The 19,548-nt window shown below is 66.8% G+C and carries 22 protein-coding genes; 9 read left to right on the top strand and 13 right to left on the bottom strand.

Annotation, left to right across the window (positions count from 1 at the left end):
• Positions 1 to 91: 91 nt before the first annotated feature.
• Positions 92 to 1,120, bottom strand: a complete 1,029-nt coding sequence (locus AC4ELS_RS01175) for a YlbL family protein (RefSeq protein ID WP_064878840.1) — start codon at positions 1,118 to 1,120, stop codon at positions 92 to 94.
• A 91-nt stretch (positions 1,121 to 1,211) separates the two neighbouring features.
• Between AC4ELS_RS01175 and AC4ELS_RS01170 the strand changes: the two genes are divergently transcribed.
• The 3 genes from AC4ELS_RS01170 to AC4ELS_RS01160 all read left to right on the top strand — a co-directional run bounded on the left by AC4ELS_RS01170 (position 1,212) and on the right by AC4ELS_RS01160 (position 4,950).
• On the top strand, positions 1,212 to 2,660 hold the full coding sequence (locus AC4ELS_RS01170) for a zinc-dependent metalloprotease (RefSeq protein WP_499045350.1): 1,449 nt from the start codon (positions 1,212 to 1,214) through the stop codon (positions 2,658 to 2,660).
• Between the two features lie 61 nt (positions 2,661 to 2,721).
• Positions 2,722 to 3,573: a bacteriocin biosynthesis cyclodehydratase domain-containing protein gene (locus tag AC4ELS_RS01165; RefSeq protein WP_499045347.1), complete on the top strand. Its 852-nt coding sequence runs from the start codon at positions 2,722 to 2,724 to the stop codon at positions 3,571 to 3,573.
• Positions 3,574 to 3,615: 42 nt separating this feature from the next.
• Entirely contained in the window at positions 3,616 to 4,950 is a 1,335-nt protein-coding gene (locus AC4ELS_RS01160; protein ID WP_064878835.1) for a macrolide-binding ATPase MABP-1, read from the top strand.
• 79 nt (positions 4,951 to 5,029) lie between these two features.
• On the opposite strand, the gene AC4ELS_RS01155 is transcribed toward AC4ELS_RS01160, so the two are convergent.
• From AC4ELS_RS01155 to AC4ELS_RS01140, 4 genes are all read right to left on the bottom strand, one after another.
• The gene (locus AC4ELS_RS01155; RefSeq protein WP_082941506.1) at positions 5,030 to 5,341 is read right to left on the bottom strand and encodes a WhiB family transcriptional regulator; all 312 of its coding nucleotides are present in this window, start codon (positions 5,339 to 5,341) and stop codon (positions 5,030 to 5,032) included.
• 158 nt (positions 5,342 to 5,499) lie between these two features.
• Positions 5,500 to 5,721 (bottom strand): hypothetical protein, encoded by a 222-nt coding sequence (locus AC4ELS_RS01150; RefSeq protein ID WP_254358780.1) that lies wholly within the window; start codon positions 5,719 to 5,721, stop codon positions 5,500 to 5,502.
• A 105-nt stretch (positions 5,722 to 5,826) separates the two neighbouring features.
• The gene (locus tag AC4ELS_RS01145; protein WP_499045568.1) at positions 5,827 to 7,941 is read right to left on the bottom strand and encodes an ATP-dependent DNA helicase UvrD2; all 2,115 of its coding nucleotides are present in this window, start codon (positions 7,939 to 7,941) and stop codon (positions 5,827 to 5,829) included.
• A gap of 54 nt (positions 7,942 to 7,995) precedes the next feature.
• Complete coding sequence (locus tag AC4ELS_RS01140; protein ID WP_064878831.1) at positions 7,996 to 8,751, bottom strand: SDR family oxidoreductase; 756 nt, start codon at positions 8,749 to 8,751, stop codon at positions 7,996 to 7,998.
• A gap of 72 nt (positions 8,752 to 8,823) precedes the next feature.
• Between AC4ELS_RS01140 and AC4ELS_RS01135 the strand changes: the two genes are divergently transcribed.
• On the top strand, positions 8,824 to 9,300 hold the full coding sequence (locus tag AC4ELS_RS01135; RefSeq protein WP_064959489.1) for an RrF2 family transcriptional regulator: 477 nt from the start codon (positions 8,824 to 8,826) through the stop codon (positions 9,298 to 9,300).
• A 25-nt stretch (positions 9,301 to 9,325) separates the two neighbouring features.
• Here the strand turns inward: AC4ELS_RS01135 and AC4ELS_RS01130 are convergent, their stop codons facing one another.
• The 3 genes from AC4ELS_RS01130 to AC4ELS_RS01120 are packed head-to-tail and all read right to left on the bottom strand — an operon-like array spanning position 9,326 to position 11,502.
• A complete protein-coding gene (locus AC4ELS_RS01130) occupies positions 9,326 to 9,766 on the bottom strand; it encodes a hypothetical protein (RefSeq protein ID WP_499045344.1) in 441 nt (146 codons plus the stop codon).
• An 11-nt stretch (positions 9,767 to 9,777) separates the two neighbouring features.
• Positions 9,778 to 10,662 (bottom strand): dihydrodipicolinate synthase family protein, encoded by an 885-nt coding sequence (locus AC4ELS_RS01125; protein ID WP_064878824.1) that lies wholly within the window; start codon positions 10,660 to 10,662, stop codon positions 9,778 to 9,780.
• Between the two features lie 54 nt (positions 10,663 to 10,716).
• Positions 10,717 to 11,502, bottom strand: coding sequence for an aldolase (locus AC4ELS_RS01120; protein WP_463790022.1), 786 nt, complete (start codon positions 11,500 to 11,502; stop codon positions 10,717 to 10,719).
• Between the two features lie 153 nt (positions 11,503 to 11,655).
• Between AC4ELS_RS01120 and AC4ELS_RS01115 the strand changes: the two genes are divergently transcribed.
• Together AC4ELS_RS01115 and AC4ELS_RS01110 are read left to right on the top strand one after the other, a co-directional pair.
• Entirely contained in the window at positions 11,656 to 12,594 is a 939-nt protein-coding gene (locus AC4ELS_RS01115) for a carbon-nitrogen hydrolase family protein (protein WP_499045341.1), read from the top strand.
• Between the two features lie 144 nt (positions 12,595 to 12,738).
• Entirely contained in the window at positions 12,739 to 13,050 is a 312-nt protein-coding gene (locus tag AC4ELS_RS01110; protein ID WP_463790020.1) for a hypothetical protein, read from the top strand.
• 7 nt (positions 13,051 to 13,057) lie between these two features.
• On the opposite strand, the gene AC4ELS_RS01105 is transcribed toward AC4ELS_RS01110, so the two are convergent.
• The 3 genes from AC4ELS_RS01105 to AC4ELS_RS01095 form a co-directional block, all read right to left on the bottom strand.
• Positions 13,058 to 13,585: a helix-turn-helix domain-containing protein gene (locus tag AC4ELS_RS01105; protein ID WP_064888253.1), complete on the bottom strand. Its 528-nt coding sequence runs from the start codon at positions 13,583 to 13,585 to the stop codon at positions 13,058 to 13,060.
• A 114-nt stretch (positions 13,586 to 13,699) separates the two neighbouring features.
• Positions 13,700 to 14,713, bottom strand: a complete 1,014-nt coding sequence (locus AC4ELS_RS01100; protein ID WP_499045339.1) for an acyl-CoA dehydrogenase family protein — start codon at positions 14,711 to 14,713, stop codon at positions 13,700 to 13,702.
• On the bottom strand, positions 14,710 to 15,846 hold the full coding sequence (locus AC4ELS_RS01095; RefSeq protein ID WP_499045336.1) for an acyl-CoA dehydrogenase family protein: 1,137 nt from the start codon (positions 15,844 to 15,846) through the stop codon (positions 14,710 to 14,712). Before AC4ELS_RS01095 ends, AC4ELS_RS01100 begins: the two co-directional genes overlap by 4 nt.
• Before the next feature lie 101 nt (positions 15,847 to 15,947).
• Between AC4ELS_RS01095 and mrx1 the strand changes: the two genes are divergently transcribed.
• A complete protein-coding gene (gene mrx1 / locus AC4ELS_RS01090; RefSeq protein ID WP_054601722.1) occupies positions 15,948 to 16,193 on the top strand; it encodes a mycoredoxin Mrx1 in 246 nt (81 codons plus the stop codon).
• A gap of 5 nt (positions 16,194 to 16,198) precedes the next feature.
• Here the strand turns inward: mrx1 and nudC are convergent, their stop codons facing one another.
• Positions 16,199 to 17,143: an NAD(+) diphosphatase gene (gene nudC / locus AC4ELS_RS01085; protein WP_448442659.1), complete on the bottom strand. Its 945-nt coding sequence runs from the start codon at positions 17,141 to 17,143 to the stop codon at positions 16,199 to 16,201.
• Entirely contained in the window at positions 17,140 to 18,234 is a 1,095-nt protein-coding gene (locus AC4ELS_RS01080) for a potassium channel family protein (protein WP_055112111.1), read from the bottom strand. Before AC4ELS_RS01080 ends, nudC begins: the two co-directional genes overlap by 4 nt.
• 75 nt (positions 18,235 to 18,309) lie before the next feature.
• On the opposite strand from AC4ELS_RS01080, the gene AC4ELS_RS01075 reads away from it, so the two are divergent.
• Positions 18,310 to 18,699, top strand: coding sequence for a DoxX family protein (locus AC4ELS_RS01075; protein WP_064888262.1), 390 nt, complete (start codon positions 18,310 to 18,312; stop codon positions 18,697 to 18,699).
• 130 nt (positions 18,700 to 18,829) lie between these two features.
• Positions 18,830 to 19,543: a VIT1/CCC1 transporter family protein gene (locus tag AC4ELS_RS01070; RefSeq protein WP_064959656.1), complete on the top strand. Its 714-nt coding sequence runs from the start codon at positions 18,830 to 18,832 to the stop codon at positions 19,541 to 19,543.
• Positions 19,544 to 19,548 lie beyond the last annotated feature (5 nt).

Below are 19,548 nucleotides of genomic sequence, written 5' to 3'. Positions count from 1 at the left end.
CTCCCGTTTCAGCCTCGGTGGACTCGTGGCATGCCCGACGGGGCCGCCCGATTTTCTACAACTCTAGTCATCCACAGGCTGCGCGCGGGTTTCAGCAACGAGGCGGTTCGCCACCGGCAGAAATCGTGTGCAATGCATCGACGGCGTGGGTCAAGGTGTCCACCTTCACCAACTCCATGCCGTCCTGGGGCGCAGAACGTGCCTCGGTGCAGTTGTCGGCCGGCACCAGGAACACCGTGGCGCCCGCTTCCTTGGCCGCCAGCATCTTGTGCGTGATGCCACCGATGGACCCGACCTTGCCCTCACCGGTGATGGTTCCGGTGCCCGCGATGAACTTGCCGTCGTTGAGATCACCGGTGCTCAGCTTGTCGACGACGGCCAAGCTGAACATCAGCCCGGCAGACGGGCCGCCGATGTTGGCCAGGTTGAAGTCGATGGCGAACGGGGCCCACGGCGCATCGAGCACGCCCACGCCCAGGAACCCGTAGTCCCGATCGGGGTTGTCCCCGAGCGTGATCGTCGCGACCCCTGGCGGAGCGTTCTTGCGACGGAAGTCGATCACCAGCTGCTCGCCCGGCTTGGTCTTCTTCAAGATGGCCTGGAACTCGTCGAGGTTGGCCACCGGTACCCCGTTCACGCCGTCGATCGCGTCACCGTCGCGCAGCTTGCCCGCCGAGGGACCCGGATCGGTGACGCTCTGCACGGTCACCGCCACGGGGTACTTCAGGAACGACAGCGCCGCGTACTCGGCGCTGTCCTCGGACCTCTTGAAATCCGAGTTGTTGGCCTCGTCGATCTCGTTCTTGGATTTGTCCGGCGGGTACACGAGATCGCGCGGCACCAGTTGCTCACGGCCCGACATCCACAACGCCATCGCCTGGCCCAGGGTCAGGCCGTCACGCTGGGACACCGTGGTCATGTTCAGGTGCCCCGCCGTGGGGTGGACGTGTGCATCGGGGCCTTGGATGTCGACGACCTGCTTGCCCTCGACCTCGCCCAGGGTGTTGAACGTCGGACCCGGCCCCAACGAGACGAAGGGCACCGTCACCACCGACAGCAGGACGCCGAACGCCACAATCGGCACCAGCGCAACCAGCAGCGTCAAAATCCGCCTGTTCACGCCGCCCACAGTAAAGCCTGAACCATCGTGTTCACCCACAGCGTGACCCACAGGCACACCCGGGCACCCCGTCATGAGTACCGTTGTGGGTATGGCTGACCTGCCCTTCGGCTTCTCCGCCGGGAACGACCCCGACCGAGACAAAGACAAGAAGGACCCCGATTCGGGATCCGGCTCCGGCAACTCCGGGCCAGGTCCGGGGTCGGATCCGTTCGGTTTCGGCATGGGCGGAGCCAACTTCGACATGGGCGATCTCGGGCAGATCTTCACCAAGCTCGGGGAGATGTTCAGCGGCGCAAGTGGCGCCATGGGCGGCAAACAATCCGGTCCGGTGAACTACGACCTGGCCCGGCAGTTGGCGTCCAACTCGATCGGATTCGTCGCCCCGGTGCCGGAGAAGACCGCCGGCGCGGTCGCGGACGCGGTACGCCTGGCCGAGACCTGGCTCGACGGGGTCACCCCGCTGCCCGCGGGCACCACCAGGTCGGTGGCGTGGACCCCGAGCGACTGGCTGGACAACACGCTGGACACCTGGAAGCGACTGTGTGACCCGGTGGCCGAGCAGATCTCCTCGGTGTGGGCGTCGGCGCTGCCCGAAGAGGCCAAGAGCATGGCCGGCCCGCTGCTGGCGATGATGTCGCAGATGGGCGGCATGGCGTTCGGCTCCCAACTGGGCCAGGCGCTGGGCAAGCTGTCCCGCGAGGTGCTGACCTCCACCGACGTCGGCCTGCCGCTGGGCCCCAAGGGAGTCGCGGCCCTCATGCCCGAGGCCATCGAACCTCTGGCCGAGGGGCTGGAGCGTCCGCGCAGCGAGATCCTGACCTTCCTGGCCGCCCGCGAGGCCGCCCACCACCGGCTGTTCAGCCATGTGCCGTGGCTGTCGAGCCAGCTGCTCGGCGCCGTCGAGGCCTTCGCCAAGGGCATGAAGGTCGACATGTCGGGCATCGAGGACTTCGCCCGCGGGTTCAACCCGGCCTCCCTCGGCGACCCGTCGGAGATGGAACAGCTGCTCAACCAGGGCATCTTCGAGCCCAAGGCCACACCCGAACAGGAAGCCGCACTGGAACGGCTCGAAACCCTGCTGGCGCTCATCGAAGGCTGGGTGCAGACCGTCGTCACCGCAGCACTGGGCGATCGCATTCCCGGCACCTCCGCGCTGGCCGAAATGCTTCGCCGGCGGCGCGCCACCGGTGGACCCGCCGAGCAGACCTTCGCCACGCTCGTCGGCCTGGAATTGCGCCCCCGCAAGATGCGCGAAGCCGCGGTGTTGTGGGAACGGCTCACCGAGGCCGTCGGCACCGATGTCCGCGACAGCGTGTGGCAGCACCCCGACCTGCTGCCGAGCGCCGCCGATCTCGACGAGCCGGCCGGCTTCATCGACCGGATGGTCGGCGGCGACACCAGCGGCATCGACAGCGCCTTCGAACAGGCTTTGGCTGATCTTGAAAAAGAAGCCGACCTGGAGAAAGAGCAGCGCGAGGGTGGCGACGGCGGCGCCAAGGATGCCGACACCAAGGGCGACGACGACAGCCAGGCCTGACCCCCGCACGGCCTGTGGATAACTGAAACGGCGGTGTCCGCCGCCGTGGCAGAGTCATCGCATGACGCGCTACGTGCTCGCCGCAGGCCGTCCGATCCTGCTGCGCCCCGACGACTCGGTTCAGTTGGGCTGGGATCCGCGGCGCGCCGTATTGGTGCGGCCGCCCGCCGGAATGAGCCAGGCGCAATTGGCCGATCTGTTGCGGGCACTGCAGGCCGGCGCCACTCACGACGAATTGCTCACGGCTGCAGGAATATTCGACGATGACGCCGACGGGATCGACGAGCTCATCGGCGCCTTGACCGAAGCGGGGATGCTCACGACGCTGACGGCCCCGCCGCCACAGCCGACCCGGTCGGCCTCCATCCGCGTGCACGGCCGCGGACCGCTGTCGGAACTCCTGACCAACGGCCTGCGCTGCTCAGGCGCTCGGGTCAGGCACAGCACGCACCCCCACACCAGAAACGTCGCGGCCTCCACCGACCTCGTGGTGCTGGCCGATTACCAGATGTCCGACCCGCGGCTGCTGCAAGAACTGCATCGCGGCGGGATCGCCCACCTGCCGGTGCGGGTCCGCGACGGCGCCGGTCTGGTGGGGCCGCTGGTGGTCCCCGGCCTGACCAGCTGCCTGCACTGCGCCGATCTGCACCGCGCCGATCGCGACGCGGCGTGGCCGGCCGTGGCCACCCAGCTCAGAGGTGCCGTGGGCAGCGCCAGTCGCGCGACCATCCTGGCCACCGCCGCCCTGGCAATGCGTCAGGTCGATCTGGTGATCCGTGCCGTCAGCCATTCCGGGGATACCCAGCCTGCGCCCGAGGCACCGCCGACACTCAACACCACACTCGAACTCGACGCCGACGGGTACGCGATCGCCGCCAGGCATTGGTCCCGTCACCCCGACTGCCCGTGTTGAAAACGAATGTTGCCAGTTAGTTGCGGCGCATTCAGGAGCATCGTGGATGATGGTCTGGTGACCGACATCAAACGGGGAAGCGTCGCACGGAATGCGAAGCTGGCCGGTCTGGCCGGCGGCATGGCCGGACGGGCAGCACTGGGCTTCGGCAAGCGTCTGACCGGCAAGTCCAAGGACGAAGTCACTGCCGAACTGATGGACAAGGCCGCTCAACAATTGTTCGCCGTGCTCGGTGAACTCAAGGGCGGAGCGATGAAGGTGGGCCAGGCACTGTCGGTGCTGGAGGCGGCCATCCCCGAGCAGTACGGCAAGCCGTACCGCGAAGCACTGACCAAATTGCAGCGCGAGGCTCCCCCGCTGCCGGCCGCCAAGGTGCACCGCGTGCTCGATGCACAGTTGGGCACCAAATGGCGGGAGCGGTTCACCTCCTTCGACGACACCCCGGTGGCCTCGGCGAGCATCGGCCAGGTGCACAAGGCGGTCTGGTCCGACGGCCGCGAGGTGGCCGTCAAAATCCAGTACCCCGGTGCCGACGAGGCACTGCGCGCGGACCTCAAGACGATCCAGCGCCTGGTCGGCGTGTTCAAGCAGCTGGCCCCCGGCGTCGACATCCAGGGCATCGTCGACGAGCTGATCGAACGCACCGACATGGAGCTGGACTACCGGCTCGAGGCAGAGAATCAGCGTGCGTTCGCCAAGGCGTACCGCGACGATCCGCACTTCCGCATTCCGGCCATCGTCGCCAGCGCACCGAAGGTCGTCATCGCCGAATGGATGGACGGCATCCCGATGTCGGTGATCATCCGCGACGGCACACCCGAACAGCGCGACCTGATGGGCACCCGACTGTCCGAACTCACCTTCGACGCGCCCAAGCGCTTGCAGATGATGCACGGCGATGCCCATCCGGGGAACTTCATGCTTCTGCCCGACGGGCGGATGGGCGTCATCGACTTCGGTGCTGTCGCGCCACTGCCCGACGGCTTCCCGACGGCGCTGGGTGAGTGCATCCGGCTGGCCCGGGACAAGAACTACGACGACCTGCTGCCCACCATGGAGGAAGCCGGTTTCATCCAGAAGGGCCAACAGGTTTCGATCGAAGAAGTCGACGACATGTTGCGCCAGTACGTCGAACCGATCGAGGTCGACGTGTTCCACTACAACCGCCGCTGGATTCAGCGGATGGCGGCCGGTCAGATGGACAACTGGGTGGCCCAGATCAGGACAGCCCGCCAGCTCGATCTGCCGCCGAACCTGGCCATTCCGCTGCGGGTGATCGCCTCGACGATCGCCATGTGCTGTCAGCTGGACGCGCATGTGCCGATGAAAGCCATTGCCACCGAACTGGTTCCGGGCTTCGCGGACGAAGCAGCCTAGAACCGTCGAGCCTGCGCTCAGGGCGCGTTCTTCTCGAACTTTCGCACCCTGAGCGCAGAATCGATGTCGGCGGCCGGCTTCACGCGGCGGCCGGGTTACCTGCGGCGTTCTTCCGCGGACGGCCACGCGGCCGCTTGCGGGCCACAATGGTTCCGCGGTCGAGGATCTCGCCGCCCCAGACGCCCCACGGCTCCTGCCGTTCCAGCGCGGCGGCCAGGCACTCGTTACGGATCGGGCAATCCGCGCACAGTGCCTTGGCCTGCTCCAGATCGACTGGGCTCTCGGCGAACCACAGATCGGGATTCCCGATGTGGCATGGCACCGCCGGCAGCCGCTCTTCGCATGTCATCGGCGCGACGCTCATCTCCGGAGCGGTCATCGCAATGGACATGTGTTTGTCCCCCTGCTTCCTGGTCGTTGTTGTCGGCGATCTGTCTCTTCGAGGGATCTGCGACCAGGTTTCGAGGGTTGGAACAACTCCCAAAAACATTGGCCACGGATCCGGTTGACTGCGGGTCCGTGGCCATTTGGCTGTGATGGGAGCTCTACCTAGTAGGGGCTCCGATCCACGGACGCGCCAGTCGCAGCGGCGGGGCGGCGCTTGTGCTGCGGTGCAATAGCAGCAGCGGCGGCCAGCCATCCAGCGGCGGCGGGGGCAGCGGGTGCGGCATGCCGACGTGCCTCCGGGGCAACCGGGGAAACGACGACAGCGAGCACGGACGACGGCATGCCTGCAACCGCTACACCGCTGAATTCGATGTTGTTATCCATTGCGGGCACCCTCCTTCCGTCTCGTCACCAGAGCTGTGTTACGAGGCTAAAGCCTAACAGCCAGATCGCACAACCTATTTTCTACCTGCGGTTTTGGCACGATCTTTACGAATCTTGGCGGCCGCGTACCAACTCGAGGACGTCCGGGCCGTACTGCTCGAGCTTGCGCGCACCGATCCCGGGAAGCGCCACCAGTGCGGCTTCGTCGGTCGGCAGGGACTCGGCGATCGCGATCAGAGTGTTGTCGGTGAACACCACATACGCCGGCACTTTCATCTCCTTGGAGACGCGTAGCCGCCATTCCTTGAGCTCGGTGAGCAGCTCCTCGTCCAAGTCCGACGGGCACGTTTCGCAGCGACGCAACATGATCGCGGGTGGAGTTGTCAGCGCGGCATTGCAGACCCGGCAGCGCGGCGCAGGCCCTCGCTGACGACGCGACCGGTCCGGGCTTGAGCCGGCCCCGTTCTGCAGCTGCGGCGCGATGCCGTTGAGGAACCGGGACGGCCGGCGGCCCTGCCGCCCGCCCGGGGTCCGGGCCAGCGCCCAGCTCAGCCCCAGGTGTACCCGGGCGCGGGTGACCCCGACATAGAGCAGCCGACGCTCCTCCTCCACCGGTTCACTGTCGGGTCCGTGCGCGAGCGCATGGGAGATCGGCAGAGTGTTGTCGGCCAGGCCGACCAGGTACACCGCATCCCACTCCAGCCCCTTGGCGGCGTGCAGCGACGCCAGCGTCACGCCCTGCACCACCGGTGGGTGGCGCGAGTCGGCCCGCTGGCGCAATTCGGCGACCAATGCCCGCAGATCCAGTTCCGGGCGCACCGCAACCTCTTCGTCGACCAGTTCGGCCAACGCCGTCAACGCTTCCCAGCGTTCCCGCGCCTTGGTGCCGGCCGGCGGCTCGGCCGTCAGCCCCAGCGGTTCCAAAAGCTCACGCACGAGGGCGGGCAGGTTGTCCTCGGGAATGTCCCGTTCGGCGAAGCGTTGCATCGCCACCAGTGACTGGCGGATCTCCTGGCGGCTGAAGAAGCCCTCGCCGCCGCGCACCTGGAATGCGACCCCCGTCTCGGTGAGCGCCTCCTCGTAGACCTCGGACTGCGCATTGATCCGGTAGAGCACCGCGATTTCGGCCGGCTCCGTTCCGTTTTCGATCAGCTTCTTGATGGAGCGGGCGACGGCATTGGCCTCGGCGACCTCGTCGGGATATTCGGAGAACGTCGGCTCGGGGCCAGGATCGCGCTGCCCCACCAGATGCAGCTTGCTGCCGGCCATCCGGCCGCGTGCGGCGGCGATCACCCGGTTGGCCAGCGACACCACCTGCGGCGTCGAGCGGTAGTCGCGCTCCAGCCGCACCACCGCGGCATCGGGGAAACGTCGCGAGAAATCCAGCAGGAACCGCGGGGTGGCCCCGGTGAACGAGTAGATCGTCTGATTGGCATCACCGACCACGGTGAGGTCGTCGCGCTCCCCCAGCCAAGCGTCGAGCACCCGTTGCTGCAGGGGCGTGACGTCCTGGTACTCGTCGACGACGAAGCAGCGGTAGCGGTCGCGGAACTCCTGCGCGACCGCAGCGTCGTTTTCGATGGCCGCGGCGGTGTGCAGCAGCAGGTCATCAAAGTCCAGCAGTGCTGAGCCGTCGCGCCGAGCCTTGAGCGCCTCGTAGCCCGAATAGACCGCCGCCACCTTCGAGGCGTCGAACGGGATGTCTCGCCCCGTCTTCGCGACCGCCGTGCTGTAGGCCTCGGGGGTGATCAAAGATGCCTTGGCCCATTCGATTTCGCCGGCCAGGTCACGGACATCGTCGGTGCTGGTCTGCATCCCGGCCCGGTTGGCGGCCTGTGCGACGACGGAGAACTTGCTGTCGAGCAACTCCCATCCCGTGTCGCCGACCAGCCGCGGCCAGAAGTACTGCAGCTGCCTGCGCGCCGCGGCGTGAAACGTCACCGCCTGCACTGCAGCGGTGTTCACCCCCGACTCCTGGCCCAGCACGCGCAACCGGCTGCGCATCTCCCCGGCCGCGCGCGCGGTGAACGTCACCGCCAGCACCTGGCTGGGCGCCACGTGGCCACCGGCCACCAGATGCGCGATCCGGCGAGTGATGGTGCGGGTCTTGCCGGTGCCTGCACCGGCGAGCACGCACACCGGACCGCGGGCGGCCAGGACTGCCTCCCGCTGCTCATCGTCCAGATCGCCCAGGGCGGGCGAGGGAGCCTCCAACGGCATGCCGTCCATGATGGCAGGAACCTGTGACATCACCGGGCCCGGCGTGCCCCCGACCTACCGCTGCCGGCTCAGCCACTGGTCGAAGGTGGTGGGCGCGATGCGGGCGTTCTCACCGGGCAGCAAGGCATTGCCCGACATCGACAGCCCGAAGATCGACGACCACGTCGGCACCAGCATCACCTCACGGCCGCGCACAGCCAGGGTCCGGCGGGCCAGGTCCACCAGATCCTGGGTCTGCGGACCCGCCACGTCGACGTGGCGGCCCTGCGGGTCGCCCACCACCACCTCCGCGAGCACGGCCGCCACGTCGTCGGGATCGATGGGCTGAACCAGCAGCGGGGCGATTTCGGCGCTGGCACCTTCGGGGCCGGACTGCTCGGTCCAACTCACCACCATCTCGGCGAAATCGTGGAACTGGGTGGCCGGCACGATCGTCCACGGCACGGCCCCGGCCTCGATCAGCCTCTCCTGCTCGCGTTTTCCGGCGTAGTGCGGATTGCCCTCGATGTCGTGAATCCCCACGATGGACAGCAGCACATGATGCGCCACGCCCGCACGCGCTTCGGCCGCCAGCAGGTTGCGGGTGGCGGTGCCCAGATAGTCCACGGTGCTGTCGCGGTCGGCGGGCGGAGCACTGATCGCGTCGACGACAGCCTGCACCCCGGCCAGCGCCGCATCGAGGCCCTCTCCGGTGGACAGATCCACCCCGTTCGAGCGGCTGATAGCCACCACGTCGTGTCCGGCGCCCTGCAGCGCCGCGACCACGCGCGCCCCGATGTTCCCCGTAGCCCCGGCAACTGCGATCCGCATGACGACTCCTGTCCTGGCCGATAGATATCTCGGACTATATAGGTCCTTAATATCTGTAATAAACTACGGGCCGTGAAACTTCCCGTGGCCACCGAGTGGGCGCTGCACTGCGCGACGTCGCTGGCGCAGCTCGAGTCCGGGACCACCGCATCGGCCGCCGATCTCGCCGAATACTTCGACCTTCCCGCGGCCTACCTCGCCAAGCAGCTGCAGGCGCTCACCCGGGCGGGCGTGCTGACCGCGACGACCGGCCCGCGCGGCGGGTTCCGGCTCGGGCGGACACCGGCCGACATCACGCTGCTGCAGATCGTCGAAGCCGTCGACGGCGCGGCCGCTCCCTACGAATGCCGCGAGATCCGCAGGCAGGGCCGCGGTGCCCTACCTGCGGCCTGGTGCCGTCATGAGTGCATCCTGGCGGTGAAAATGGCTGACGCCCACCAGGCTTGGCGGGCCAGCCTCGACGGCGTCACGCTTGCCGACATCCTCGCCGACATCCCGGCCGCGGCGCCGGCACGCACCCGAAAGTTGTTGGGCAGGAGGGACACCTAGCCGGATCGCGCCCCGCCCGGGCAACTCAGCCCCATTGTCCGACCACGAATCCGACGAGCAGAACCGCGAATCCGCCGATCTCACCGACGATCAGCAGCGCCATCGAGACGTGCAGCCCGGCACCCGGGTGTTCGAACTGATTCGTCGTGTCACGCCGGGCGCCGTGCACGATGTAGCTGATGATCGCGGCGAGGAAGAAGAACACCAGCACCATCGCCGAAGTCAGGTTGACCCAGTCCGGCCACGCACTGAGTTCGACGAACACCGCGGTCAGCAGCGTCGCGAACGCGTACAGCAGCGATGCACGATGGGCGATCTCGACATACGGATGGGCGACGTGCTGCGCGGAAGTGGCCATCTGCCGGTACTTCCACACTCCGAGTGCCAATGCCAGCAGGAAGATCAGCCCGGCTGCGAGCAACGTCGTCGCGGTGGCATTGCCCAACGCCGGGGTGGCGCAATCCATGCCGCCGCCCCTCACGACACGGCGAGGAGCCGGCTCAGTTCCTCGCGCCCCTCGCCGTCGAGCGGGAGCAACGGCAACCGCGGCACGCCGACGCCCTGGCCCACCAGTTCCAGGCCGCCCTTGATCGTCGTGGGCAGACCACCGGCGACGATGAACTCCAGGAAGGGCTTGAGTTCGGTGTAGATGGCCTCGGCCTTCGTCCAGTCTCCGACCTGTGCCGCTGCGTAGAGATCCAGGCACGGCTGCGGCAGCAGGTTCGGCGCCGCTGTACACCAGCCCCTCGCTCCCGCCTTGAAGGCCTTGAGAATCATGGGATTACTGCCGTTGTAGAACGGCAACCTGCCGTCGGTGAGCTCGGACAGGCGCTCCATGCGGGTGATGTCACCGGTCGATTCCTTGACCATGGTGACGTTGTCGATGTCGTTGAACATCTGCACCAACAGCTCCGGTCGCATGTCGATGCCACTGGTCGCCGGGTTGTTGTAGACCATGATCGGAATGCCGATCGCAGCGCCGATGGACGCATAGTGCTGGACGATCTCCCGTTCGGACAACTTCCAATACGAGATCGGCAGCACCATGACCGCATCGGCACCGGCCCGCTCGGCATATTGCGCCCGGCGGATGGTGTTGGCGGTGGTCAGATCTGAGGCGCCGATGATGACGGGCACCCGCCGGTTGACCACCCCGATCGTGGTGTCGATGACGGCATCGAACTCGGCTTCGGTGAGGTACGCCGACTCACCGGTGCTGCCCAGCGGGACGATACCGTGCGCTCCCCCGGCCACCAGGCGTTCGACCAGGGCAGCCAGCTTGCCCGTGTCAATCTGATGGTCGTCGGTGAACGGGGTCACCGGATAGGCGAGAATTCCGTGGATCTCAGTGTTGGCGGTCATTCTGGTTGTCCTTTGCGGTTCGAATCCGAATCGGGCTGGGGCGTGCTGGGATGCTCAACTGGTGAGCGCGTCGGGGTGGTTGCGCAGCGCGCGCCGGGCGTAGTAGGCGAAGTTGGCCTGGCTGCGTTTGGGCCGCAGCGTCCAGTCGTGGGCCTCGCGCGCCAGCCGCGGCGGCAATTCGGCGATCGTGCCCGCCGCCATCGCAGCCAGTTGCAGCTTGGCGCCGCGCTCGATCAGCATCGCCAGCGAGCATGATTCCTCGATGCTCGCTCCGGCGATCACATGACCATGGTGGGCCAACAGGATCGCCTTCTTGTCCCCCAGTGCGGCGCTGATGATCTCGCCCTCTTCGTTGCCGACCGGAACACCGGGCCAGTCGGCCAGGAAGGCGCAATCGTCGTACAGGGGCGCGATGTCCATTTGCGATACCTGCAGCGGGACTTCCAGCATGGACAGCGCCGCGACGTGGAACGGGTGCGTGTGCACGATGCACTGGACGTCGGGCCGGGAGCGGTAGATCCAGGTATGGAATCGATTGGCGGGGTTGGCCATTCCCTCACCCTCGAGGACGTTGAGATCTTCGTCGACCAGTAGCAGATTGTCTTCGGAGATCTCGTCGAAGCCCAGCCCCAGTCGTTGGGTGTAGTAGGTTCCGGGCTTGCCGGCCCGCGCGGTGATCTGACCGGCCAGGCCGGAGTCGTGGCCCGCATCGAAAAGTGCTCGACACGTCAACGCCAGTTTTTGCCGCGTTGTCAGGGTGGACTCCTCGATATGGGTCGACAAGCCATCGAGGGCACGCTGCATCAGAACTTGTTTCGAATCACCAAGCGTGGTCGTCATCTCGGTCTGCCTTTCTCTTGAGGGACCAGCGACACAAGAATGACCGTAGGACACATTGTGTCCTCCTGTCAACGGTGCCTGGCGCCAGCTACGCTTGCCAACAGGTGACACCACGTGTCCAGTGCGCAATCACAATCCGAGGAGTGTTCGATCATGGTTCTGGCAGCGGCAGTCCAACTCGACGCGGCACTCGCCGATGTTCCGGCCAACCTGGCCGCCTGCGAACGACTCGGCGATGAAGCCGGGCATGCGGGGGCACGAATCATCGCGTTACCGGAGTTCTTCTCCACGGGAATCGGTTTCGCAGCCTCGCTGGCCGACGCGGCGTTGCCGCCCAACGGCCCGGCGACACAGCTTCTCACCACGCTCGCCCGTCGGCACTCGGCCCTGGTCGGCGGTTCTTTCCTGTGCCGCGACCCCGACGGACACGTCCGTAACGCGTATTTTCTCGCCGATCCGACCGGCGTCGTCGGGCGCCACGACAAGGATCTCCCCACCATGTGGGAAAACGCGTTCTATGTGGGCGGCAATGACGACGGCATCATCGACGCCGGCGGGTATCAGGTAGGCGCCGCCGTGTGCTGGGAGCTGATGCGCACGGGGACAGTCCGACGCCTGCGGGGTCGCGTGGACCTCCTCATGACCGGCTCAGGCTGGTGGTCGATCCCGCGGTGGCGACCACATGCCGTGTTCGACCATCTTGAGCACGCCAACCGACTCACCGCCCGCACAGCGGCGACCTCGTTCTCCCGATACATCGGCGCACCCTGCGTGCACGCGGCCCACGCAGGCCACCTCGAATGCTCAATGCCGTGGCTACCGGCGACATACCGCGGCCACTTCGAGGGCTCGACCATGATCACCACGGCATCAGGCGAGATCGTCGCCGAGCGACGGGCCGAGGAAGGAGAGGGTGTTGTTCTCGGCGAGATCACCGTCGGCCGCCAAGATCCCAACCTGTCCACGCCCAGCGGCTACTGGCTACACAAGCGCGGCCTCCTACCGAGCACAGCCTGGCACTACCAGCGCTGGCACGGCCGCCCCTGGTACCGACGCAATGTGGCCGGCACTCCGTTGGGAGCGTCGGCCTAGGCACAGCTCCGCCGGGCGAAACCCGCTCAAAACGTGCGCCTTTCACGCCGACAGCGGCTGACCAACAATACGTTTCCTTTGTGACATATTGTGTCCTATGGTTGGAGGCGTACTACTCAGACCATCGAGAAGGAGTGGAAAGCCATGAAGCACATCGCAACCATCACGGCGCTTTCTATGGGCGCAGTCGCCGGCGGCCTCACTGTCGGCGCCGCGGTCGCCGCAGCGGCTCCGACCGGACCGTCGGCCGCCGAAACCATCGCGCGACTGCAGGCCGAAGGCAACCGGGTGATCATCAACCGGGTCGGCAGCGGCCCGCTCAGTCAGTGCACGGTGGCCGATGTCCGCTCAGTGGTCCTACGGCCGCAGGCGAAGACCGTCACGATTCACGGCCTGCCAGATCTGGAGCCCATTCCCACCGTGCACGTGAACCTCAAGTGCTCGCGCGGGTCCTGAACTTAAGTCAGCGATTACGGCCGTACTCGGTGTGGGTGATCACCAGCACCTCACTGGGCGTGCTCCCCCGCTGCCGCAGCTGGTGCGGTAACGATGCGTCGAAATACGCGCAATCGCCGGGTTCCAGGGTGACCAGGTCGTCCTGGTAGCGCAGTTCCACGACGCCTGCATGGACGAACACCAGCTCCTGCCCGGCGTGCTCCGGGTGCGGGTGTTCGGCGAACTTGAGTGTCGGTCGCACGATGAACGGCGACATCGACTTTCCGAGCATGCCCGCGGCCACGGCGTGATAGCGGTTGTTGCCCCGCTCGCCCGCACGGTCGATGGACAACGTTGTGACCGCCGGGTCCTCGGAAAACAACTGTGCGACATCGACCTCGAGCGCACGCGCCAACTTCATCGCCACCGCGATCGACGGGGTGGACCGCTGACGTTCCACCTTCGACAGGTAACTCTTGGTCAACCCGGTCGCCTCGGCGAGCCCCTCAAGCGTCATGCCCCGCTGTTGTCGCACAGCACGCAACAGAGCGCTCATAACACCTCCTGCCCACGGCGAAGAATACCCAGTTCCGCTAATAGTCGCATAGGACAGCCGGTGTCATATCGTCGACATTCCGATCGGCGATACGCTCTCCTCGTGGCACGGGAACTATTCGCCGGCACCAGTGACCAACGCCCACAACCCGTCCGCACCCGCCCGAGTGGCGTAATCGGTCAGCTTGTCGTCCCATTGCGCGACCGACCCGTACTCCGAACGCCACGACAATGCCGGCATGGTGAACTCGTGCAGTCTGTGCTCGCGGGTGGTACCGATCGCACCGTGGACCTGATGAGCGTTGCGCGCGACCACTGACGTGGCATGGCCGACGCAGGAACGTGCGACTGCGACAAGGAAATCCAACTGTGGCGATGACCAATCCGAACGCAGCGCCTCGGCCAACGCACCGTCGGTGGCCGCTCGAGCCAGCGCCGCCTCGGCAGCGATGTCGGCCACCAGGTTCTGTACCGCCTGGAACTTCGCCAGCGGCCTCCCGAACTGGATGCGCTCCGTAGCGTGAGCCACCGACATCGCCAGAATCCGATCGAGCGCGGCACACACCTGAATCGCCCGCACCAGTGCGGCGCGACGGGTGAACTGCTCGAAGGTGTTGTCGGACAGGGGCGTTCCACTCAATTCGGCGAGATTTGCTCTGACGTCATCGCGCGGCTCCCCTGCCCGGTTGCAGCCGGGAAGTACCGCCAGCGACGCCGTGTCCACGTCGGCCAGGCGGTAGCCCGCATCGTCTCGCCAGAGCACCACCACCCGTTCGGAGTCCGCCGCCCACGGCACCCCGCGAGCCGCACCGTCGGCGTCGAGCAGGCAGGCGGTGCGTCGCGCATCGTCGACCTCCAGCCCAGCCGTCTCCAAAAGCCAGCAAGCCAGCAGATCGTGTTCGGCCAGCGGGATTCTCACGCCGTGCCCAGCCGCCGCGCGCAGTAACTCGGCGGCCTCGGCCCAGCCGGCCCCGCTACCGCCGCAATCCTCGGCTCCGGTCAGCCGGACCAGCCCGAGTTCCCGCAGATGGTCCCACAATTCAGCGACACCCTCACCGGGCGCGAACTTCTCCCGGTGCGCAGCGAACACCGCCGACATCATCTCGACCAGTTCGGTGTCGACACTCATCTCATCCCCAATCCCCGCGCAATAACCCCACGCAACACCTCGTTGGTACCGCCGCGCAGGGTGAACCCCGGTCGCTGGGCCACGGCATCGGCCAGCATCGCGTCGTAGCTCTCGTCCTCCGTCTCCCCGAGAACGTCGGCGAAATCGGCGATGTCGCCTTCTGTGGACGTTCCGAGCACCTTGACCACAGCCGCCGCAGTGTCGGCCGGCTCGTGCCGCTCCAGTGCTCCCGCGACCGCCATCGACATCTGGTGCAGTCCGGTGACGCGGGCCAGATAGCGCCCCAGATCGGTGTGGCGCGGCAGAGATCCGTCGCGCATGTACGAGGCGATGTCGGCGAGCAGCGGGAAGGTCGACAGGAAGCGCTCGGGTCCACTGCGTTCGAAGCTGAGCTCGGAGGTCACTTGCTGCCAACCGTTGCCGATGGTGCCGAACACCATGGCATCGGGTACGAACACCTCATCGAGGATCACCTCGTTGAAATGGTGCTTGCCGTTCATCGAGATGATGGGCCGGATATCCACGCCCGGCGCGTGCAGGTCGACGATGAACTGGCTCAGGCCGTCGTGGCGGTGTGCGGGGTCCACCGGCGCACTCCGCGCCAGGCAGATGAACGCGTGGGTCAGATGCGCTCCCGACGTCCACACCTTCGCACCGGTGATCGCCCAACCCCCGTCGACCTGCACCGCCTTGGTTCGCACGCTGGCCAGGTCCGATCCGGAATCCGGCTCGCTCATACCGATTCCGAAGTAGCACTCGCCTTTGGCGATGGCGGGTAAGAACTTTCGTCGCTGCTCCTCGGTGCCGTACTTGAGCAGGGACGGGACAATCTGCCGGTCGGCGATCCAGTGCGCCCCCACCGGAGCCCCGGCCGCCAGCAGCTCCTCGGTGACCACGAAGCGTTCCTGGTGGCTGCGTCCGTGCCCGCCGTAGGCGACCGGCACCGTCATGCCCAACCAGCCGTTGGCAGCCAGCGCCCGGCTGAAGTCCTCGTCCCAACCGGTCAGCCAACTGTCGGCATACCGGCCGATCCTGCCGGCCCGCTGTTGCTCGGCGACGAACGCGCGCACCTGTAGCCGCAGCTCGTCGAGCACATGCGGGTCGCCGGCCACCGGCGGTACCAATCGGGTCATGTTCGGCTCCGTCCCATTGCAGATTGGCAACTTACCGCTGCGGGCCGGAGACCTGCGTCACCGCGGGGATCAGGCAGCCGTTCAGCTACGTTATGTGCACTATGACTGCTACACCCACTGTGACCATGTACACCACGACATGGTGCGGCTACTGCTCGCGACTCAAGATGGCTTTGAAGTCAGAGGGCATCGCCTGGACCGAGGTCGACATCGAGCAGGATCCGGCCGCCGCCGAGTTCGTCGGGTCGGTCAACGGCGGTAACCACGTGGTACCGACCTTGAAGTTCGCCGACGGGTCGACGCTGACCAACCCGACCATCAAGCAGGTCAAGGCCAAACTCGGCTAGCTGCCTCAGTCCAGCGCCGCCCAGGATTCGATGATCTCGCGAGCGATCGAAATCGAGCCGGGCAGCAGCAACCGTGACCGGGAATCGCCGTCGGCCGCACCCCAGTCCCCCTGGTCCAGCGCCTCGCGGATCTCGGCCCGGGTGAACCACCCGGCCTCGGCGATCTCGCCGTCGTTGAACGAGAACGGCTGCTCGGGATCGCCGACGGCGTGGAAGCCGACCATCAGCGACCGCGGGAACGGCCACGGCTGACTCCCCAGGTACTGCACATCGGTCACAGTGATACCGATCTCCTCGGAGATCTCCCGCACCACACAGGTCTCGAAGGACTCACCGGCCTCGACGAAACCGGCGAGGATCGAGAACAACCGCTCGGGCCACACCGTCTGCCGGGCCAGTACGGCGCGGTCGAAGCCGTCATGAACCAGGCAGATCACCGCCGGGTCGATGCGCGGGAACTCCTCATGGCCGTTGACCGGGTCGACGCGGGACCAACCGCCTTTTGCCGGTTTGGTCGCGCCACCGTCCACCGCGCTGAACCGGGCCCGATCGTGCCAGTTCAGCAACGCCGTCGCAGTCGCCACCAACTGGGCGCTGACATCGTCGAAGACCTCGCCTGCCCGGCGTAGGTCGAGCACCTCGACCGGCTGGCCCGGGTCCTCGGGCCCCTCCAGAGCGCTGCGAATGCCCCAGACGTGCCGCCCATCGGCGAGCCGTCCCAAAAACACCGCGTGCTCCGGCGGCTTGTCGGTGCCCAGGCTCGAAGCCTTGCCCAGGACCACCTGGCCACCTGAGATCAGCACCTGGTTGCGCCGGTCGACGCGGAGCAGCAGCGCGTCCTTCCAACCTTCGGTCGCGGCGTCGATATCGGTGCGCAGGGCATCGGCACGGTCGGCACCGACCCGCGAGAGCAGAGGAACGTTGCGCAGGCCGAATGTTCTATGCGTCATCGCTCAGCGTCCGCGCTGCGGATGTAGAGCAGCCGGTCGCCCGCCTCCAGCGCATCGACCTCTGGCGCGTCGACCCGTACCAACCGGCCGCCACGCACCACACCCAGCACGATGTCGTGCAGATGGCGCGGAGAGCCCCCCTCCTCCTTGGGCGTGACCTCGCGCTCGGCGATGGCGAACCCGGCGTCGGGAGTCAGCAGATCCTCCATCATCTCCACCACGCTCGGGGTCTGCGTCGCGATACCGAGCAGCCGGCCGGCGGTCTCGGACGACACCACCGTGGAGTCCGCGCCCGACTGTTTGAGCAGGTGCAGGTTGTCCGACTCTCGCACCGCCGCGATGATCTTGGCTTTGGGGGCCAATTCGCGGGCCGTCAACGTGACCAGTACCGCGCTGGCGTCGTTGTCCGCCGCGACGATGATCGACTTAGCGTGCTGGGCACCCGCCAGCCGCAATACACCGGAATTGGTGGCGTCGCCGTGCACGGTCACCAACCCCGCGCCCTTGGCGCGTTCCAACGCGGCCGCGTTCTCGTCGACGACGACGATGTCGGCCGGGGAGACCTCGTCGCCGACCATTGCGGCGACCGCCGTCCGGCCCTTGGTGCCGTATCCGATGACGACGGTGTGGTTGCGCACTTTGTTCCTCCATCGCTGAATCTTCAGCGCCTGCCGGGATTGGGTGGTCAGGGTTTCCACGGTGGTACCGATGAGAACGATCAGGAAGGCCACCCGCAGTGGCGTGATGACGATGACGTTCACCAGCCGGGCCGAATCAGAGTACGGCGTGATGTCGCCGTAGCCCGTGGTCGACAGCGACACCGTCGCGTAGTACAGGCAATCCAGGAACGTCAACGGATTGTCGGGATCCGGGACACTGTCGTTGTCCCGATACCCGTAGCGGTCCGCGTAGACGATGAGCACCGCCGCGAACAGCGCTCCCAACGCGTACAGCACCCGCATGAAGATCTTGCGGGCCGGGCTGACGAACGGCTCGGGGATGCGCAGCACATCGACGAGCGCGGCATCCGGGCGCGAAGTCAGGTTCGGGTCCATCGCGGCGAGCCGGCGCCGCAGCCTGCCTTTAGCCACGCGACCCCATCATCGAGCAAAGCACCCCGGGATGTGCCGGGATCGTTCCGATCAGACGCACGCCACAATGTAACCATGACCGCACCCGAGCCTCAGCGGATCTCCTCCGCACCCACCGCCCAACGCATGGCGGCCCTGCTCCTGGGCATGGGCACGCTGCACTTCGTCGCGCCCAAACCCTTCGACTCGATCATCCCGGCCGAGCTGCCCGGCAGCGCCCGGTTCTACACCTACGCCTCCGGCGTCGGCGAGCTGGCCACCGGCGCGCTGCTCGCTGCGCCCCGCACCCGGCGCCTCGGTGCACTGGCCGCCGTGGCCCTGTTCATCGCCGTGTTCCCCGGCAACGTGAACATGGTCCGGCTGTGGTGGGACAAGCCGTGGCCCATGCGGATCGTGGCGATCGCCCGGCTGCCGCTGCAGATCCCGATGATCACCACGGCACTGCGGGTGTACCGGAACTCGTAGCCTCACCACCAGAACACCTGGCCATCAACGGGTTTCACCGCCTGGCTCGGGTTCTACCCCCTCCCGAGCCAAGGTTTGGCAAGGCTATCGTTGCTGGTGGCGCGCGGTTTCGATCGATATGGTCGGGATCGTGACGAATCCCAGCCATCCCTCCGAGCCGCACGTCGGGTCACTCTCGTCGAAGCTGAACTGGCTGCGCGCCGGGGTTTTGGGCGCCAACGACGGCATCGTGTCCACCGCAGGCATCGTGGTGGGCGTGGCCGCGGCGACGGTGGAGCAAGCGCCGATCCTGACCGCCGGCATCGCAGGCCTGGCCGCCGGCGCAGTCTCGATGGCGTTGGGCGAGTACGTCTCGGTCAGCACGCAACGCGACACCGAGCGCGCCCTGCTGCGTAAGGAACGCCGCGAGCTGCGTGACGACCCGGCCGCCGAATTGGACGAGTTGAGCGCGCTCTACGAGGCCAAGGGCTTGTCCACCGCGACTGCGCGCACGGTGGCCGAGGAACTCACCGACCACGACGCCTTCGCCGCGCACGCCGAGGTCGAATTGGGGATCGACCCCAAAGAGCTGACCAATCCTTGGCAGGCTGCAGCATCCTCGGCGCTGTCGTTCACCATCGGCGCGCTACTGCCGTTGATCGCGATCCTGGTCCCGCCGACAACTTGGCGTATCCCGGTGACCGTGGTGGCGGTGCTGCTGGCGCTGATGCTCACCGGGGCGGTATCGGCCGGGCTGGGTGGGGCGCCGAAGGGACGCGCGGTGCTGCGCAACGTGATCGGCGGCGGCCTGGCCCTCGTGATCACCTATCTGATCGGCCTTCTGGTGGGCACCACCATCACCTGACCGGT

The sequence above is a fragment of the Mycobacterium shunyiense genome, assembly GCF_058270035.1.
This window is presented reverse-complemented; position numbering and strand designations above follow the sequence as displayed.

What these genes read in the sequence shown, in the direction of transcription:
- AC4ELS_RS01170 (WP_499045350.1), top strand. Translation starts at nt 1,212, where the DNA reads ATGGCTGACCTGCCCTTCGGCTTCTCCGCCGGGAACGACCCCGACCGA.
- AC4ELS_RS01165 (WP_499045347.1), top strand. Translation starts at nt 2,722, where the DNA reads ATGACGCGCTACGTGCTCGCCGCAGGCCGTCCGATCCTGCTGCGCCCC.
- AC4ELS_RS01155 (WP_082941506.1), bottom strand. Translation starts at nt 5,341, where the DNA reads ATGTCCATTGCGATGACCGCTCCGGAGATGAGCGTCGCGCCGATGACA.
- AC4ELS_RS01150 (WP_254358780.1), bottom strand. Translation starts at nt 5,721, where the DNA reads ATGGATAACAACATCGAATTCAGCGGTGTAGCGGTTGCAGGCATGCCG.
- AC4ELS_RS01145 (WP_499045568.1), bottom strand. Translation starts at nt 7,941, where the DNA reads ATGCCGTTGGAGGCTCCCTCGCCCGCCCTGGGCGATCTGGACGATGAG.
- AC4ELS_RS01140 (WP_064878831.1), bottom strand. Translation starts at nt 8,751, where the DNA reads ATGCGGATCGCAGTTGCCGGGGCTACGGGGAACATCGGGGCGCGCGTG.
- AC4ELS_RS01130 (WP_499045344.1), bottom strand. Translation starts at nt 9,766, where the DNA reads ATGGATTGCGCCACCCCGGCGTTGGGCAATGCCACCGCGACGACGTTG.
- AC4ELS_RS01125 (WP_064878824.1), bottom strand. Translation starts at nt 10,662, where the DNA reads ATGACCGCCAACACTGAGATCCACGGAATTCTCGCCTATCCGGTGACC.
- AC4ELS_RS01120 (WP_463790022.1), bottom strand. Translation starts at nt 11,502, where the DNA reads ATGACGACCACGCTTGGTGATTCGAAACAAGTTCTGATGCAGCGTGCC.
- AC4ELS_RS01115 (WP_499045341.1), top strand. Translation starts at nt 11,656, where the DNA reads ATGGTTCTGGCAGCGGCAGTCCAACTCGACGCGGCACTCGCCGATGTT.
- AC4ELS_RS01110 (WP_463790020.1), top strand. Translation starts at nt 12,739, where the DNA reads ATGAAGCACATCGCAACCATCACGGCGCTTTCTATGGGCGCAGTCGCC.
- AC4ELS_RS01105 (WP_064888253.1), bottom strand. Translation starts at nt 13,585, where the DNA reads ATGAGCGCTCTGTTGCGTGCTGTGCGACAACAGCGGGGCATGACGCTT.
- AC4ELS_RS01100 (WP_499045339.1), bottom strand. Translation starts at nt 14,713, where the DNA reads ATGAGTGTCGACACCGAACTGGTCGAGATGATGTCGGCGGTGTTCGCT.
- AC4ELS_RS01095 (WP_499045336.1), bottom strand. Translation starts at nt 15,846, where the DNA reads ATGACCCGATTGGTACCGCCGGTGGCCGGCGACCCGCATGTGCTCGAC.
- mrx1 (WP_054601722.1), top strand. Translation starts at nt 15,948, where the DNA reads ATGACTGCTACACCCACTGTGACCATGTACACCACGACATGGTGCGGC.
- nudC (WP_448442659.1), bottom strand. Translation starts at nt 17,143, where the DNA reads ATGACGCATAGAACATTCGGCCTGCGCAACGTTCCTCTGCTCTCGCGG.
- AC4ELS_RS01075 (WP_064888262.1), top strand. Translation starts at nt 18,310, where the DNA reads ATGACCGCACCCGAGCCTCAGCGGATCTCCTCCGCACCCACCGCCCAA.